The organism is Nocardioides yefusunii (genome assembly GCF_004014875.1).
GTDB classification, from domain to species: domain Bacteria; phylum Actinomycetota; class Actinomycetes; order Propionibacteriales; family Nocardioidaceae; genus Nocardioides; species Nocardioides yefusunii.
The window spans coordinates 267796-283610 of sequence record NZ_CP034929.1; the positions used below are offsets into that span (position 1 = coordinate 267796).

Genomic DNA, 15815 nt, shown 5'->3' on the forward strand with positions numbered 1-15815 from the left:
TTCAGCCCTCCTTGAGGACGTAGCCGACGCCGCGGACGGTGTGGATCAGGCGGGTCTCGCCCTCGGCCTCGGTCTTGCGGCGCAGGTAGCCGACGTACACCTCAAGAGAGTTGGCCGTCGTCGGGAAGTCGTAGCCCCAGACCTCCTCCAGGATGAAGGAACGCTCCAGGACCCGGCGCGGACGACGCAGGAACATCTCCAGCAGCGAGAACTCGGTGCGGGTCAGCTCGATCGAGCGGCCACCGCGCACCACCTCACGCGAGGCGATGTCCATGGTGAGGTCTCCGAAGGAGAGGACCTCGGCGTCGTTGCCGGCCACCGGCGTCGCGCGGCGCAGCAGTGCCCGGACCCGGGCCAGCAGCTCCTCCAGCGCGAACGGCTTGGTCAGGTAGTCGTCGGCGCCGGCGTCGAGGCCCTCCACGCGGTCGCCGATCGAGTCCCGCGCGGTCAGGCACAGGATCGGCACGTCGTGCCCGGCCTGACGCAACGCACGCGTGGTCTCCAGGCCGTCGAGGCGCGGCATCATCACGTCCATCACGACGAGGTCAGGCGCCACGGCGGCGTAGGTCGCCAATGCTTCGGCGCCGTCGCCGGCCATCGCGACCTCGTAGCCGTTGAACTCCAAGGAACGACGCAGCGACTCACGCACGGCACGGTCGTCGTCGACGACCAGGACACGGGAGGGGGAGGACGAGTTGGGCACAGGACCACTCTGCCACCGCGACCTGAGACGAGGCTGAAGTCCGGTGACGTCAGGCCCCACCGGTTCGAGTCGTGATTCAGGCCGTTCCACGACTCAGACCGGTGGGGTGCGGGCTCAGAGGAAGACGCGGGCCGCGTCGCCGGCCTTCGCGCCGTACGAGCCGCCGAACATCGCCGCGTGCACCAGCAGCGGGAACAGTTGGTGCAGCCACTGACGATCCCGCCAGCCGTCGGCCAGGGGCGTCACCGACTCGTAGGCGGACATCACCTTCGGCAGGTGCGGCAGCCCGAACAACGACAGCATCGCCAGGTCGGTCTCGCGGTGACCGCCGTGCGCGGCCGGGTCGACGACGTGCACGCCACCCTCGACGGCCCAGACGCAGTTGCCGCTCCAGAGGTCTCCGTGGATCCGAGCCACCGGCTCGTGCGGGACCAACTGCGTGAGCCGGGACAGCACCCGTTCGACGTCGGCGGCGTCGGTGAGGGAGATGCGACCGCGGTCGGCGGCCAGCTTGAGGTAGGGCAGCACTCGTCGGGTGGCGTAGAACTCTGCCCACGACTCGGCCGCACGATTGGGCAGCGGGAGTTTGCCGATGAACCCGTCGGTGTGCGGATCGTCCTGTCCGCCCGCGCCGAAGGCAGGGGCGCCGGCTGCATGGGTGCGGGCCAGGCGTTCCCCGAACTCCTCGGCCGCCTCGCCGCTGGGGCGGGTCGGCTCGATCCACCGCAGCACCAGACACGTCTCGTCGACGCCCAGCACGTCCGGCGTCGGGATCCCGCCGTCGACGGCCCCGAGCCAGCGCAGACCGGCCGCCTCTGCGGGGAAGAACCCCGCGGGAGGGTGCGGCAACGTCTTCGCGAACGCCGACGTCCCGTCGCTCAGGCGGGCCCGTGTCGCGGCGGCGACATCCCCGCCGGCCACCGCCGACGTGCTCATCACCGCCGTGCCCACCAAGGCCTCGATGCGTCGGGCCACCAGTGGCGCCCTGCTCACAAGAGCTCCACGGTCACGCCTGCTCCTGCGACCCCACGGTGTCGGCGTCGGTCATCTGCGCCGCGATCAGCGCGACCACGCGCTCGCTCGTCCGTTCGACCATCTCCAGCACCTCCCTGAATCCGTCCTCTCCACCGTAGTACGGGTCTGGTACCTCACAGCCGGTCCCGACGGGGTCGAAGTCGCGGAACAAGAACGTGCGCTCGCCTGGGCCGACGTCGCGCAGGTTGGAGCGATCCATGACGAGGACGAGGTCGCACTCGTCGTGCCAGGTCGGCCAGAACTGCTGGGCTCGGTGACGCGTCGGGTCGTATCCGGCGGCGCTCAACGTCGCGGCCGAGCGCGGGTCCATCCCACCCCCGACGTGGTAGCCGGCGGTGCCGGCCGAGACCACCTCGACGACGTCGGCGAGCCCGGCCTCCGCGACGCGTGCGCTCAGCACGACGTCAGCGACGGGGGAGCGGCAGATGTTGCCCAGACAGACCGCGGCGACCCGGTACCGGCCCGGGGTGCGCGGCGCCGGGACCGAAGTGCGGGGTTCGGTGGTGCGTCCGCTCATGGCTGCGTCCTCTCAGTCGTCGGAGAGCACGCCGGAGACGACGCGCTGGACGAGGGTGATCACGATCGAACCGCCCAGGGCGGTCCAGAAACCGTCGACGTGGAAGTCGATCCCGACGCTGTCGGCCAACCACCCCACGAACAACAGCATCGCTGCGTTCACGACGAACAGGAACAGCCCCAGCGTCACGATCACGAACGGCAACGACAGGAGCTTCACGATCGGCGTCACCACCGAGGAGACCAGCCACATGATCACCGCGACGAGCGCGAGCGGGACGATCTTGTCGGCGAACTCGTCGGCGAACGGTTCGGCGGCGCCGCCGAACCAGATGCCGTCGAAGATCCAGGCGGACACGGCCAGGGCCGCCATCGTGGAGAGCAGCTGGGAGATGAATCGCATGCTCGTCACTGTAGGCGGAGCCACGGCACACGGTCGGTGACCGGGGCCGCGGGAGTCGGGGAAGGTCGGTGCCGGTGGCTACGCTCGGGGCGTGGTGCTGGTGGGTGTGCAGGGAATGTTGGTGGGGGTGGCGGCGAGTGGGGTGCTCGCCCTCCTCGTGGCGTGGGTGCTGGTGCGCCTGCTCCCGCCGGTGAGCGCCTGGGCGTGGGCGTTGCTGGTCTTCGCGGTGCTCTGCATCGGTGTCATCACCCTGACCCCCGCGTACGCCGTCCCCGAGGTGATCCCGGCCGACGCGCGCCCGACGCGATGCTCGATGGACTACGGCGGCCCGGCGCCCGAAGGGTTCTGGGTGGTGGCCGGCAACCAGCGGCTGCTGAACGTCGCGATCTTCGTGCCTGCCGGGTTCCTGCTGGTGCTGGCGTTGGGGCGTTGGCGTGCGGCCTGGGTGCTGGCCCCGCTGGGGCTGCTCGGTCTCGCGGCGTACTCGGTGGCGATCGAATGGGTGCAGTTCGAGGTGGCCCGCATCGACCGGGCCTGCGACGTCACCGACATGGTGGACAACACCGTTGGCGCTGCGCTCGGGTTCGTCGTCGGTCTGCTGGCGTTGCTGTTGGTGCGTCCTTGGCGCGCGCCGTCGGTGAAGGAACGCGCACTGCGGGGATGAACTGCGGCGCGAGGGGCAGCCAAGAGGTTGACGATCCAACTAGGGTCGAACCATGAGCCACGCCACCGCAGCCGACCTGACCCCGACCTACACCAAGGCCGGGGAGGCGTACGAGCGTGACATGACGTACCTCCCGGACCGCATCACCGCTGAGCCGGGACGTTCCCGTGACCCGCACGGCCACGACAAGAAGCCTGCCGAGATCACCGCGCCGACCTGGCCGGTCGAGCCCGGGCGCTACCGACTCGTCGCGGCCAAGGCCTGCCCGTGGGCCAACCGCGCGATCATCGTCCGCGAACTCCTCGGCCTCGAGGACGTCATCAGCCTCGGCACGCCCGGGCCCACCCACGACCAGCGTTCGTGGACCTTCGATCTCGACCCCGGCGGCGTCGACCCCGTCCTCGGCATCGAGCGGATTCAGCAGGCCTACTTCGCTCGCGACCCCGAGTACCCCCAGGGCATCACCGTCCCGGCCGTCGTCGACGTGCCCAGCGGCAAGGTCGTCACCAACGACTTCCCGTGGATCACCCACGACCTCTTCTTCGAGTGGAGCGAGCACCACAAGGCCGGCGCCCCCGACCTGTGGCCGGTCGCGGTGCGCGAGGAGATGGAGGCCGTCATGCGACGGGTCTTCACCGAGGTCAACAACGGCGTCTACCGCTGTGGTTTCGCCGGATCGCAGGAGGCCTACGACGATGCCTACGACCGACTCTGGACGGCACTCGACTGGCTGGAGGACCGCCTCTCGCGTCAGCGCTACCTGATGGGTGAGGCGATCACCGAGGCCGACGTCCGCCTCTTCACGACGCTGGTCCGCTTCGACCCCGTCTACCACGGTCACTTCAAGTGCAACCGCCAGAAGCTCACCGAGATGCCGGTGCTGTGGGCCTACGCCCGCGACCTGTTCCAGACGCCCGGATTCGGCAACAACGTCGACTTCGAGCAGATCAAGGAGCACTACTACGTCGTGCACACCGACATCAATCCCACCGGCGTCGTGCCGAAGGGGCCCGACGTCTCGGTGTGGATGACGCCGCACGGTCGCGGCTGACGCCTACTCGACGTCTCTTCCAGGCTGCGTGCGCAGGCGCCGCAGAAGGCCTGCAGCGTGTCCTTGGCCTGCGCGTCGCACTCACGACAGAACGGCGCACCGGGTCCACTCGGTGCCTCCAGGGCCGCAGGTCGCGGCGCGGTGAGCTGACCGTACGGGGTTGAGGCGGGCTCGGGAGGGCGGGACGTCGCAACTGTGGGATTGATGCAGCGACACGCTCAAGCGAGTGGCATCCATCCGACAGTTACCGGGGCATGCCGGGGAGCGGGCCGGGGAGCGGAGCGACGCGGAGGTCAGCGACCGAGCAGTCTGTCCACCTGGGCGAGGAGTTCGTCGAGGTCGCTGAACTGCTGCTGCGACCAGCGTCCGGGCATGGAGGCCTGGTGGTAGAGGCCGTCGCCGAGCAGCATCACGGTCTTGGCCAACGCGGCGTCGCCGGTCTCGGTCTCGAGCTCGCGCAGCCAGTCGTCGTGCAGGGACTCGAGCATTCCGAGCGCGCCTTCGTGGCCGGCGTGCGCGAGCCGCATGACGGCGCGGTAGACGGGGTCGAGGTCGGCGTCGGTCTCCCAGGAGGTGCGGATGAAGTTGCGCACCGGGCCGTCGGGGTCGTCCTGCATGGCCTTGACGTCGGCGGCCGACACCTCGGCGAAGCGGCCCAGGAGCGCTTCGGCCAGGGCGTCCTTGCTGGGGAAGTGGTAGAGGACGCCGCCCTTGGAGACCCCGGCGCGGGTGGCGACGGCGTCCATCGTCGCGGCGCGCTCGCCCTCGACGAGGAGCTGGGCGTAGGCGAGGAGCACCTTCTCGCGGGCGTGGGGAGGTCGAGCCATGCTGCGAAGGCTAATAGGAGAGGGGGCCAGACGCGTGATTGAGTTTCTGTACCGTCTAGACGGTACAGTTATGGCACGTGAGTACTTCAGCCCCCACCGAACCGCGCCCGCAGGCGCCCGCTGCCGACGCCCCGGCCGCCGACCGGACCGGGAACACCCCGACCATGGTCTCGCCCATCGCGTCGAAGCGACGTCGGTGGGCCGCACTTGCCGTCCTGATGCTGCCGGTGCTGCTGGTCTCCATCGACAACACCGCGCTCTCGTTCGCCGTGCCGTCCCTGGCCCGCGACCTCCAGCCGTCGTCCACCCAGATGCTCTGGATTGTCGACGCCTACCCGCTCGTCCTCGGCGCCCTGCTGATCACCATGGGATCGCTCGGTGACCGGATCGGACGTCGTCGACTGCTCCTGATCGGTGCCACCGCGTTCGCCGCGGTCTCGGCACTCGCGGCGTTCTCGACCGACGCCGCCCACCTGATCGCTGCCCGCGCGCTGCTGGGTGTCTTCGGTGCGACCCTGATGCCCGCGACCCTGTCGCTGCTGCGCAACATCTTCGTCGACGACACCGAACGACGCACCGCCATCGCGATCTGGGCCTCCGGGTTCTCCGGCGGCGCCGCCCTCGGCCCGATCGTCGGCGGCTGGCTGCTCGAACACTTCGAGTGGGGCTCGGTCTTCCTGATGGCCGTCCCGATGCTGGTGCCGCTGCTGATCCTCGGCCCGGTCCTGCTGCCCGAGTCGAAGGACCCCCACCCGGGCCCCGTCGACCCGATCGGCATCCTGCTCTCCGTCCTCGCCCTCGGTGGCGTCGTCCTCGCGATCAAGAGCCTCGGCTCGGGCGAGCCGCTGGGAGTCGTCGTGCTGGTCGCGGTGGTCGCGATCGCGTCGGGCTGGATGTTCGTGCGCCGGATGCTGACGCGCGAGACCCCGCTGCTCGACGTCCGGATGTTCCGCAGCCCCGTCTTCTCGGGTGCGCTCGCGGCCAACCTGGTCGCGATGTTCGCCTTCGTCGGCTACCTCTACTTCATCTCCCAGCACCTCCAGTTCGTCGCCGGGTACGCCCCGATGAAGGCCGGATGGATGCTGGTGCCCGGCCTGGTGACCACCATCGTGTGCAGCCTGCTCGCGGTGCGTCTGGTGCGTCCGCTCGGGACGCGGGGCGTCGTCGTCGTGGGCCTCGCACTCGCGGCACTCGGCTACCTCGCGGTCGCGGCCTTCGGCTCGGGCGGCTCGCTGCTCGCCCTGCTCGGCGGCTTCGTGATCCTCTCGGCCGGCGTCGGCCTCTCGGAGACGATCTCCAACGACCTCGTCATGTCTGCCGTCCCGCCGGAGAAGGCAGGCGCGGCCTCCGCGACCTCGGAGACCGCCTACGAGGTGGGTGCGGTCCTCGGCATCGCCGTGCTCGGCACCCTGCTCAACGTCGCCTACCGCACCGGCATCGACCTGCCCGGCGGCCTCACCGACGTCCAGGCCGCTCAGGCCGGGGACACCCTCGCCGGTGCCTACGAGGTGGCCGGACAGCTGCCCGCCGCTGCCGGTGACGCACTGATGGCCTCGGCCGCCCATGCCTTCGACGGAGGTGTGCTGGTGATCGCCGGTGTCGCGTCGGTGCTGATGGTCATCATGACCTTCGTGTCGGCGAAGGTCCTGCGCCAGCGCTGATTGAGCTACCAGTCGGTGCGGCTGCACTCCTCGGTGGCCGACTCCACCTGCAACGTCGCGTGCTCGATCCCGAACCGTTCCCGCAGGACAGCTCGACCCGCGCCGAGCACCTCGTCGCTGCAGCCGGGATCGGCGACCAGGTGTGCGGTCGCGACGTTCATGCCTGAGGTCAGCGCCCACACGTGCAGGTCGTGGACCTCGTGCACGCCGTCGACTTCCGACAGGGCCGCAGTGATCTCCGCAGGCACGATCCCGGCCGGAGCGTGCTGCCCCAGCACCGCCACCACCTCGCGGCCCAGCATCAGCGCCCGCACCAGCACGAACGCGGCGATCGCGAGCGCCACGACGGTGTCCCACCAGACGTCGCCGGTGGTCGCGACGAGGATGCCGGCCGCGATCACGCCGACCGATCCGAGGGTGTCAGCCAGCACCTCCAAGTAGGCGCCCTTGACGTTGATCGACTCCTTCGCGCCACCCGCGAGCAGGGCCATCGCGACCAGGTTGGCCACCAGGCCGAGCGCGCCGACGACCATCATCGGCCCGGTCTCGACCTCGACGGTCGTGCCGATCCGCTGGACCGACTCGACGGTGATGAAGACCGCGACACTGACCATCAGCAACACGGCCAACGCCGAGGCGAACACCTCGGCCCGGTAGGAACCGAACGTCCGCAGGCCGCTGCGGTCCGGCCGAGTCGCGATCCGGGTCGCGGCCAACGCCGCACTCAACGCCACCACGTCGGCGGCCATGTGCCCGGCGTCGGAGAGCAACGACAGTGACCCCGAAACGACGCCCGCGACCAGTTCGACGACGAAGAACGTCGCGATCACCGCCAGCGAGAGCGCGAGACGCCAGCGGTGGCGCCCGCCCGCATGGCCCGACGTCGCGCCGCCGTGCCCGTGTCCGCTGCTTCCGTGCCCGTGACCTGCACCCATGGCCAGATCGTAGACGCGCAGCAAGGGGCTGACGCGGGGACGGGTTCCTGCACGCCGGGTAGGACCGTGGCTCTACGCTCGTACCGTTGGCGCGGAGACCGTGAGGGTCATCGGAACGACGAGGAGGCGCGGTGGGAGAGGTCGTTGCTCCCGGTGTGTCCGGACTCGTCGCGCACTTCGAGCGCTTCCTCGGGCCGGGGACGTCGGGCTGGATGAAGTCGAACTCCGGCGAACTGTTGCCGTTCCAGGTGGTGCGATGGACCCGCGGCCCCGACGTCGGCTCGGTGGCCTACTCCACCCTCGGTCTGAGCCGGAACGTCCTCGCCGCCGGTCCTTCGGGCGATCCGACGCCGGTGCGTCAGGAACTCGTCGTGATGGTCACCAAGTCGTTGCCGGTCGAGTACGTCCTGGGCGTCTTCGTCGACGCCGCCCATGTCGCGCTCAGCACCGGGCGGGCGCTGCGGCGCGGGAGCGTCCTCGGGCCGGTGCAGCCGGTCCTGCCGTTGACGCCGTCTCCTGCCGCCCCAGCCGCCCCGACGGCGCCGGTGCGTCCGCGCTCGGGGATCTGGGGGTCGGAGGTCTCGGCGCTCTACGTCGCCGACCCGGTCTACCTGCCCGACGAGTTCGCCCGGTTCGCAGGTGAGGGCGGCCCCGACGTGCAGGTGCTGTGGCTGGTCCCGATCACCTCCGCCGAGGCACGGTTCGTGCGCGAGCAGGGCTGGGAGGCGTTCGAGGACCTGCTCGTCGATCAGGACCCTGACCTCGTGGACGTCTTCCGTGCGCCGGTGAAGCTGCCGGCGGCTGAGCTCTCCTTCGACCCGGCCTGAGCCACGGTCACGAGCTCTCGTACTCGCCCCGCGTCCGCGCCGCCCGTGCCACCGGGAACAGGCTGAGGGCGCCGACGGCGGACAGGATCGCGCAGAGCAGCATCGCGTGGTCGGCGTCGAGAGTCGCGCCCAGAAGTGGGAACAAGGCCCGGGACGCGCTCATCGCGATCGTCATCAGGCCCAGGATCGTCGCGAACCGGACCGCCCCGTAGGTGGAGGCGATCACCGAAGGTCGCGCGAGCGCGCCGACGCCCATCCCCAGTCCGGCACCGGCCAGGCACAGCATCGTCGGTCCGATCGACGTGCCGGTGAACGGCAACGACACCATCGCTGCGGCCTGCACGACGTTGGCGCAGACCGCGAGCGTGGGCATCCCGACCAGCGGCGCCAGCGGCACCAGCGCGAGCCGGGAGAGCACCTGCAGCACCCCGAGGGTGATCGGGAGGACGGCGGCCACCGCGGCAGGGTGGCCCAGGTCGAGGAACCAGCTCACCGACAACAACGACAAGGTGCTGCCTGCCCCGGCCTGCCCGACGAAGCAGAGCGTCAGGAGCCAGAACGACGGCGTCCGCAGCGCGGCGGCGACGTCCATGCCGCGGCGCTGCGCGATCCGTCGACGGTGGGTGGAGCGTCCGGGAAGGTTCAGGGCCAGCAACGGCACGCTGACCGCGGCCTGCAGTGCGGCGAGGGCCAGCAGCGCTCCACGCCAGCCGAGGCCGTCCTCGAGCCACACGGTCACGGGGTAGAAGAGCGTGGTGCCCAGGCCGGTGACGGTGGAGATGATCAGAAGCCCGCGGTCGCGCTGGCGCGGCCCGAGCGTGCTCACCACCACCGCGTAGGTGCTCTCGAACCCGATCGAGGCCTGGGCGCCGCCCAGGAGCAGGAACCCCAGGTAGAGCTGAGGCAGGTCGTGTGCTCCGGCGCAGGCAGTCAGGAGCAGCGCGACCGCGGCTGCGCCCGTCGTCATGACGGCCCTCCCGCCGTGCCGGTCGAGGAGCCGTCCCACGGGCACGGCGACCAGCGCACCGGCGAGCAGAGCTGCGGTACTGGCGCCCATCACCTGGGCGCGGGTGGCGTCGAGCGCCTCGGAGATCGGGGTCAGCAGGACCGCGACGGCAGGGAACGTCGTCCCGCCGACCACGGTCTGGGCGATCGCCAGTGCCAGCAGGAGTCCGGTGCGGCGGGGCGCTCGGGGTGTCGTGCGTGCCGCGTCGGGGCGCACCGGGGGAGCGGCCGTTGCCATGGCTTCCCCTCGTCGTCAGCGCTAGTCATCCAAAGTTGATCTGGATTCTAGTGATTGACGAGGGGGAGGGTGCTGGAAGTCCGCAGAAGGGCGTGCCGGAAGCGCTCAGGCGTGACGCGCGGCGCGCTTCTCCGGGCTGCCTGCGCCGGTGGCCAGCAGTACGGCCAGCTCCTCCGACAGCACCGCGCCGACCCGACGGCAGAACGACTCCGGCTCGTCGGCGGCATCAGGCGTCTCGGGGACGATCCGGTCGACGGTGCCGCGAGCCAGCAGGTCGGTGGAACGGACGCCCTGGGCGCGAGCCATGTCGGGCGCCTTGTCGACGGTGCGGTGCACGATCGCGGACGCCCCCTCGGGCGGGAGCGGGGAGAGCCAGGCGTGCTGGGCCGCGATCACGCGGTCGGCCGGGAGCAGGGCCAGCGCGCCGCCGCCAGTGCCCTCGCCGAGCATCAGGCACAGGGTGGGCGCCTCGAGGGTGACGAGGTCGGCCAGGCAGCGGGCGATCTCGCCGGCCAGACCACCGTTCTCGGCCTCGGCGCTGAGCGCGGCCCCGCGGGTGTCGATGACGGTGACCAGCGGCAGGCGGAGCTCGGCGGCCAGGCGCATCCCGCGCCGGGCCTCGCGCAGCGCGCCGGGCCCCATCGGGTGGTCGGCGCTCTGGCCGCTGCGGTCCTGGGCGAGCAGCACGCACGGAGCGTCGCCGAAGCGGGTCAGGGCGAGCAGCAGGCCGGGGTCGGACTCGCCCTCGCCGGTGCCGTTGAGCGGGACGACGTCTCCGGCGGCGTGCCGCAGCAGCTCGCGAATGCCGGGGCGGTCGGTGCGTCGGGAGATCTCGATCGACGTCCACGCGTCGGTCTCGGCGACCTTGCGGTCGGGGCGCGGCGTGGGCAGGTCGGCGGGGTCGCTGGCGCTGGCCTCGCGCCCGAGCTCGATGATCTCGAGCGCACGGTGCACGGCCTCGCCGATCTCGGCGGGCGGCACGACGGCATCGATGATGCCGCGGTCGAAGAGGTTCTCCGAGGTCTGGATCCCGGTGGGGAACGGCTCGCCGTAGATCGCCTCGTAGACGCGGGGGCCGAGGAAGCCGAGCAGCGCCTCGGGCTCGGCGACGGTGACGTGTCCGAGCGATCCCCACGACGCCATCACGCCGCCGGTGGTGGGGTGGCGCAAGTAGACGAGGTAGGGGAGGCCGGCGGCCTTGTGGGCGGCGATCGCCTCGGAGATCCGGACCATCTGGACGAACGCCGCGGTGCCTTCCTGCATCCGGGTGCCGCCCGAGACCGGGGCACCGAGCAGCGGCAGGCCCTCGGCGGTGGCGCGGCGGATGGAGGCCACGAGGCGGTCCGACGACGCCCGGCCCAGTGAACCGGCCAGGAACCGGAACTCGCTGGCCAGGATCGCGACGCGGCGTCCGCGCAGGGTGCCCTCGCCGGTGATGACCGACTCGTCGACGCCGGACTTCTCGGCCGCGGCCACGAGCTGCTCGGCGTAGGTGCCGGTGGCGGCGGAGTGGTCGGGGGCGGTGTCCCAGGACTGCCAGGAGCCCTCGTCGATGACGAGGTCGATCAGTGCCCGGGCGGAAAGACGTTCGTTCATTACTCAAGAGTAGGTCGATCGTCGGGCGCGGGGGAGGCGGGGCAGTCGCCGTGGACGAGGGGTCGTCTCAATGGCTGGACGGCCGTTTCGCCGGTCGGGCATCCATCTGTCATTGTCTATCAAGTCACTATGAATTAGTGACTAACTATTACTCACTCAACCATCTGCACCACCACGTCCCGAGGGGGGACCTCCCATGAGCACTCGTCCGTTGCACCGCCGCCTGCTGGCCACCGCCGCCGTCCTCGCCATGGCTGTCGGTACCGCGGCCTGCGGTGCCAACGGTGCCGAGACCACCGAGGACGGGAAGGTCGTCGTCCGCTACCAGTCCTCGCCCGGTGCGGTCACGCTGCCGGAGATCGCTGCCGAGCTCGGCTACTTCGAGGACGTCGAGCTCAAGCTCGTCGGCGAGACCACTGGTGGCCCCGAGAGCCTGCGCGCCCTCTCCACCGACCAGGTCGACATCGCCAACGCCTTCCAAGGCGCCATCGCCAAGACCATCTCCTCCGGGGCGCCGGTCAAGGCGCTCATCGCCTCCTACGGATCCGTCGGCGACGTCGCCAGCCCGATCGTCGTCCGCGACGACGGCAGCGTGAACGAGGCCCGTGACCTGATCGGCAAGAAGGTCGCCCTCAACACCCTCGGCGCCAACTCCGAGGCCGTCCTCGACACCTACCTCGAGCAGGCCGGGCTCACCCAGGAGGAGATCGCCCAGGTCACTCTGGTGCCCCTGCCGTCCGCGTCGTTGGAGACCTCGCTGCGCAAGAAGCAGGTCGACGCCTTCTTCTACTCCGCCGCGCTCTACCCGGCCGTCGAGGCTCGCGGCGGGGTCAAGGTCCTCACCACCGACATCGACGTCGTCGGTCCCTACACCGGTGGCTCCTACGCGCTGCACGAGAAGTTCATCGAGGGGCAGCCCGAGGCCACCGAGGACTTCGTCCAGGGCGTCGCCAAGGCCTTCGAGTGGACCCAGACCCACTCCGTGGAGGAAGTACGCGAGTTCGTCGTCGGCTTCCTTCGGGAGCAGGGCCGCGACGACGTGATCCCGGCCGTGCAGAACTGGATCGGGTTCGGCGTCCCGACCGTCGGCGGATGGCTGCGCGACGAGGACTTCACCGCCTGGATCGACTGGCTGGAGAAGTCCGGGTCGGTCGAGGCCGGCTCCCTCGAACTCAGTGACGTCTACACCAACGAGTTCAACCCGTACGCCGACAAGGGCGAGTTCGTGCCCGAGTTCGTCGCGGCGAAGAAGTGAACCCCGGACCAGGAACCAGGAGAGCCCCATGAGCAGCAGGATCGAACTGCGCGGCGTCCGCCAGACCTTCCAGGTCCGCGGTGACGCGGACAAGAAGCTCCACGAGTTCGTCGCGCTCGACGACGTCGACCTCACCATCGAGGCAGGCGAGTTCATCACCCTCGTCGGCCCCTCGGGATGCGGCAAGTCCACTGTCCTGGACCTGATCGCCGGCCTGACCCGGCCCACGGCGGGACGCCTCACCACCAACGGCACCGAGATCACCGCACCCGGCCTCGACCGCAGCGTCGTCTTCCAGCAGTACACGCTGCTGCCGTGGCGCACCGCGGCCGGGAACGTCGAGTTCGCCCTCGAGGCCAAGGGTGGCTACACCAAGGCCGAGCGTCGAGCCCGTGCCCTGGAGGTGCTCGACCTCGTCGGTCTCGCCGACTTCGCCGACCGCCGACCCAAGGAGCTCTCAGGGGGCATGAAGCAGCGCGTCGCCATCGCCCGGTCGCTCTCCTACGACCCCGACGTGCTGCTGATGGACGAACCCTTCGGTGCCCTCGACGCCCAGACCCGCGAACGCCTCCAGGAGGAACTCGTCGGGATCTGGAAGCGCACCGGCACCACGATCGTCTTCATCACCCACGACATCGACGAAGCCGTCTTCCTCGGCCAACGCGTCGCCGTCATGAGCGCGCGTCCGGGCCGGATCAAGGCCCTTCTCGACATTCATCTACCGCACGCGTCGGGGGACGAGGACGTCCGCTCGACGCCCGAGTTCGCCCGGTACCGGCACGAGATCTGGTCGCTGCTGCGCCAGGGGAACCTCCGCACCACCACGCCTGAAGGGGTGACCCGCGTTGCCTAGTCTGCTCGCCGAGCGCACCGAGCCTGCGCTCAATCCACGCCAGGAAGCATCGGCCGGGGTCAAGCACGTCTCCCGCTACCGCAACGTCGCCGCGAAGACGGGCCGTGGGTTCGTCGGAGTGCTGCTGCTCGCGGCCGTCTGGGAGCTCGCCCCGCGCCTCGAGATCGTCCCGTCGTACGTCGTCTCGCCGCTCTCGGAGGCGCTCGCCGCGCTCTGGGAGATGACCGCCAGCGGCAGCCTGTTCGACAACATCGGGGCCAGCCTCGTGCGCTCCGGGATCGGGTTCGGGCTCGCGGTGGCGCTCGCGATCCCGTTGGGTGCCGCCATCGCCTGGTACCCGGTGGTCCGCGAGACCCTGACGCCGCCGCTGGAGATCTTCCGCAACACCGCGGCGTTGGCGATCCTCCCGGTCTTCACCCTGGTCTTCGGCATCGGGGAGACGTCCAAGATCGCGATCGTCCTGTTCGCCTGCTTCTTCCCGATCCTGCTCTCGACGATCAGTGGCGTCTCCAGCGTCGACCCGCAGCTGCTGCGGTCGGCGAAGGTGCTCGGCCTCGGGCCGGTGACGACGTTCCGCAAGGTCGTCTTCCCTGCTGCGGTGCCGACCATCTTCACCGGTATCCGGATGGCCGGCGCGGTCTCGATCCTGGTGCTCATCGCCGCCGAGATGATCGGCGCGACCCAAGGCGTCGGGTTCCTGATCACCTACTACCAGAACAACTCGCTCTACCCGCAGATGTACGCCGCGATCATCACCTCCACCGCACTGGGGCTGGCCGTCAACTACGGCCTGGTGGGGATCGAGAAACGGCTCTCCCGCTGGCGCGACTGAACCGCGCCGCGTACTCGACCGTCCCACCGTGCCCGCTCCGTCCCACCCACCCGTTCCCGGGAGGAATCGTCATGCCCGACCAGTCCCGTCAGCTCGTCCTCAACGCCTTCCTCATGCACGCCGGCCACCACGAGGCTGCTTGGCGCCACAACGCCCAGGCGCCGGCCGACTACCTGCCGCTCAAGCACTGGGTGGAGGTGGCCCGTACCGCCGAACGTGGCCTGCTCGACTCGATCTTCTTCGCCGACGTCCCGGCTCTGCAGGCGCCCGACCGTCGTCCCTCGGAGTCCCTGGACCCAACCGTCCAACTCGCCGCGATCGCCGCGGTCACCGAGCGGATCGGTCTGATCGGCACCGCCTCGACCACCGTCGAGGAGCCCTACAACCTGGCTCGACGTTTCGCCTCCTTGGACCGCCTCAGCGGTGGCCGGGCCGGCTGGAACGTCGTCACCACCGGCGGCGACGTCGGCTTCAACTACGGCATCAACCCCTGGCCCGAGGCGCCCGAGCGCTACCGCCGTGGCGACGAGTTCGTCGACGTCGTCCTCAAGCTCTGGAACGGCTGGCAGGACGACGCTGTCGTCGGCGACAAGGGCACCGGTGTCTGGGCCGACCCGACGCGGGTCCACGCCGCCGACCACCACGGTGAGTTCTTCGACGTGCAGGGCCCGCTCACCGTCGGGCGCAGCGAGCAGGGCCACCCCGTCGTCGTGCAGGCAGGGTCGTCGGGTCCCGGCATTGCACTGGCTGCCAAGTACGCCGAAGCGGTCTTCACTGCACAGCGCACGATCGAGGAGGGACGCGACTTCTACTCCACCCTCAAGGCAGCCACGCTCAAGGCCGGACGCAACCCTGACCACCTCAAGATCCTGCCCGGCATCGTCACCGTCCTGGGTGGCACAGAAGCGGAGGCGAAGGCCAAGGCCGAGGCGCTGGACGACCTGATCGTCCTCGACCACGCCCACGAGCAGCTGGCCCGCGCCGTCGGGCTGCCGATCGAGCAGGTCCCGCTCGACGCGCCCTTGCCCTCCGCGGTCCGGGCCCCCGACGAGACCACCGGAAGCCGCTACCAGCTGACGCTTGACCTGGCGCGCCGGGAGAACCTCACCGTGCGGCAGCTCCTGCGTCGCCTCGGTGGCGGCCGCGGCCACCGAGTCTTCGCCGGGACGCCGGAGCAGATAGCCGACCAGATCGAACTGTGGTTCACCACCGGTGCCTCGGACGGCTTCAACATCATGCCGGCGACGCTCCCTGACACCTTGACCGACTTCGTCGACGGGGTCGTCCCGATCCTGCAGCAGCGCGGTCTGTTCCGCACCGAGTACACAGGCTCGACGTTGCGCGAGCACTACGGCCTGCCGGTCCCGGCCGACCGTTCCGCCATCGCCGACCTCCGCGTCGGCTGACCCCGCCC

General features: G+C 70.3%; 16 protein-coding genes. 8 read left to right on the forward strand and 8 right to left on the reverse strand.

Going from position 1 to position 15815, the window contains the following annotated elements; translation table 11 throughout:
- Position 1: 1 nt before the first annotated feature.
- The 4 genes from EOV43_RS01100 to EOV43_RS01115 all read right to left on the reverse strand — a co-directional run bounded on the left by EOV43_RS01100 (position 2) and on the right by EOV43_RS01115 (position 2657).
- Positions 2 to 703, reverse strand: a complete 702-nt coding sequence (locus EOV43_RS01100; RefSeq protein WP_128219299.1) for a response regulator transcription factor — start codon at positions 701 to 703, stop codon at positions 2 to 4.
- Between the two features lie 114 nt (positions 704 to 817).
- Positions 818 to 1678, reverse strand: coding sequence for a fructosamine kinase family protein (locus EOV43_RS01105; protein WP_277745765.1), 861 nt, complete (start codon positions 1676 to 1678; stop codon positions 818 to 820).
- A 31-nt stretch (positions 1679 to 1709) separates the two neighbouring features.
- Positions 1710 to 2255, reverse strand: a complete 546-nt coding sequence (locus tag EOV43_RS01110; RefSeq protein ID WP_128219301.1) for a low molecular weight protein-tyrosine-phosphatase — start codon at positions 2253 to 2255, stop codon at positions 1710 to 1712.
- A gap of 12 nt (positions 2256 to 2267) precedes the next feature.
- A complete protein-coding gene (locus EOV43_RS01115) occupies positions 2268 to 2657 on the reverse strand; it encodes a phage holin family protein (RefSeq protein WP_128219302.1) in 390 nt (129 codons plus the stop codon).
- Positions 2658 to 2748: 91 nt separating this feature from the next.
- Between EOV43_RS01115 and EOV43_RS01120 the strand changes: the two genes are divergently transcribed.
- Together EOV43_RS01120 and EOV43_RS01125 are read left to right on the forward strand one after the other, a co-directional pair.
- Positions 2749 to 3321 (forward strand): VanZ family protein, encoded by a 573-nt coding sequence (locus tag EOV43_RS01120; RefSeq protein WP_128219303.1) that lies wholly within the window; start codon positions 2749 to 2751, stop codon positions 3319 to 3321.
- 52 nt (positions 3322 to 3373) lie between these two features.
- Positions 3374 to 4372 (forward strand): glutathione S-transferase family protein, encoded by a 999-nt coding sequence (locus EOV43_RS01125; protein ID WP_128219304.1) that lies wholly within the window; start codon positions 3374 to 3376, stop codon positions 4370 to 4372.
- Positions 4373 to 4665: 293 nt separating this feature from the next.
- On the opposite strand, the gene EOV43_RS01130 is transcribed toward EOV43_RS01125, so the two are convergent.
- Positions 4666 to 5199 carry a TetR/AcrR family transcriptional regulator gene (locus tag EOV43_RS01130; protein WP_128219305.1) on the reverse strand — a complete coding sequence of 178 codons (534 nt, stop codon included), beginning with the start codon at positions 5197 to 5199 and terminating at the stop codon, positions 4666 to 4668.
- A gap of 77 nt (positions 5200 to 5276) precedes the next feature.
- Here EOV43_RS01130 and EOV43_RS01135 point away from each other — a divergent pair, with 77 nt between their 5' ends.
- On the forward strand, positions 5277 to 6860 hold the full coding sequence (locus EOV43_RS01135) for an MFS transporter (RefSeq protein ID WP_239022172.1): 1584 nt from the start codon (positions 5277 to 5279) through the stop codon (positions 6858 to 6860).
- Between the two features lie 5 nt (positions 6861 to 6865).
- On the opposite strand, the gene EOV43_RS01140 is transcribed toward EOV43_RS01135, so the two are convergent.
- Positions 6866 to 7795, reverse strand: coding sequence for a cation diffusion facilitator family transporter (locus tag EOV43_RS01140; protein WP_128219306.1), 930 nt, complete (start codon positions 7793 to 7795; stop codon positions 6866 to 6868).
- 131 nt (positions 7796 to 7926) lie between these two features.
- On the opposite strand from EOV43_RS01140, the gene EOV43_RS01145 reads away from it, so the two are divergent.
- Positions 7927 to 8622, forward strand: a complete 696-nt coding sequence (locus EOV43_RS01145; protein WP_128219307.1) for a suppressor of fused domain protein — start codon at positions 7927 to 7929, stop codon at positions 8620 to 8622.
- Positions 8623 to 8629: 7 nt separating this feature from the next.
- Here the strand turns inward: EOV43_RS01145 and EOV43_RS01150 are convergent, their stop codons facing one another.
- Positions 8630 to 9865 carry an MFS transporter gene (locus EOV43_RS01150; RefSeq protein WP_128219308.1) on the reverse strand — a complete coding sequence of 412 codons (1236 nt, stop codon included), beginning with the start codon at positions 9863 to 9865 and terminating at the stop codon, positions 8630 to 8632.
- Between the two features lie 105 nt (positions 9866 to 9970).
- Positions 9971 to 11461 (reverse strand): carboxyl transferase domain-containing protein, encoded by a 1491-nt coding sequence (locus EOV43_RS01155; RefSeq protein ID WP_128219309.1) that lies wholly within the window; start codon positions 11459 to 11461, stop codon positions 9971 to 9973.
- Positions 11462 to 11657: 196 nt separating this feature from the next.
- Here EOV43_RS01155 and EOV43_RS01160 point away from each other — a divergent pair, with 196 nt between their 5' ends.
- The 4 genes from EOV43_RS01160 to EOV43_RS01175 all read left to right on the forward strand — a co-directional run bounded on the left by EOV43_RS01160 (position 11658) and on the right by EOV43_RS01175 (position 15807).
- Complete coding sequence (locus EOV43_RS01160; RefSeq protein ID WP_128219310.1) at positions 11658 to 12716, forward strand: ABC transporter substrate-binding protein; 1059 nt, start codon at positions 11658 to 11660, stop codon at positions 12714 to 12716.
- Between the two features lie 28 nt (positions 12717 to 12744).
- Positions 12745 to 13569, forward strand: a complete 825-nt coding sequence (locus tag EOV43_RS01165) for an ABC transporter ATP-binding protein (protein WP_128219311.1) — start codon at positions 12745 to 12747, stop codon at positions 13567 to 13569.
- On the forward strand, positions 13562 to 14401 hold the full coding sequence (locus tag EOV43_RS01170) for an ABC transporter permease (RefSeq protein ID WP_206611360.1): 840 nt from the start codon (positions 13562 to 13564) through the stop codon (positions 14399 to 14401). The genes EOV43_RS01165 and EOV43_RS01170 overlap by 8 nt, the downstream gene beginning before the upstream one ends.
- A 71-nt stretch (positions 14402 to 14472) precedes the next feature.
- Complete coding sequence (locus tag EOV43_RS01175) at positions 14473 to 15807, forward strand: LLM class flavin-dependent oxidoreductase (protein ID WP_128219312.1); 1335 nt, start codon at positions 14473 to 14475, stop codon at positions 15805 to 15807.
- Positions 15808 to 15815: the final 8 nt, after the last annotated feature.

What these genes read in the sequence shown, in the direction of transcription:
- EOV43_RS01150 (WP_128219308.1), bottom strand. Translation starts at nt 9,865, where the DNA reads ATGGCAACGGCCGCTCCCCCGGTGCGCCCCGACGCGGCACGCACGACA.
- EOV43_RS01125 (WP_128219304.1), top strand. Translation starts at nt 3,374, where the DNA reads ATGAGCCACGCCACCGCAGCCGACCTGACCCCGACCTACACCAAGGCC.
- EOV43_RS01160 (WP_128219310.1), top strand. Translation starts at nt 11,658, where the DNA reads ATGAGCACTCGTCCGTTGCACCGCCGCCTGCTGGCCACCGCCGCCGTC.
- EOV43_RS01130 (WP_128219305.1), bottom strand. Translation starts at nt 5,199, where the DNA reads ATGGCTCGACCTCCCCACGCCCGCGAGAAGGTGCTCCTCGCCTACGCC.
- EOV43_RS01155 (WP_128219309.1), bottom strand. Translation starts at nt 11,461, where the DNA reads ATGAACGAACGTCTTTCCGCCCGGGCACTGATCGACCTCGTCATCGAC.
- EOV43_RS01140 (WP_128219306.1), bottom strand. Translation starts at nt 7,795, where the DNA reads ATGGGTGCAGGTCACGGGCACGGAAGCAGCGGACACGGGCACGGCGGC.
- EOV43_RS01175 (WP_128219312.1), top strand. Translation starts at nt 14,473, where the DNA reads ATGCCCGACCAGTCCCGTCAGCTCGTCCTCAACGCCTTCCTCATGCAC.
- EOV43_RS01110 (WP_128219301.1), bottom strand. Translation starts at nt 2,255, where the DNA reads ATGAGCGGACGCACCACCGAACCCCGCACTTCGGTCCCGGCGCCGCGC.
- EOV43_RS01115 (WP_128219302.1), bottom strand. Translation starts at nt 2,657, where the DNA reads ATGCGATTCATCTCCCAGCTGCTCTCCACGATGGCGGCCCTGGCCGTG.
- EOV43_RS01165 (WP_128219311.1), top strand. Translation starts at nt 12,745, where the DNA reads ATGAGCAGCAGGATCGAACTGCGCGGCGTCCGCCAGACCTTCCAGGTC.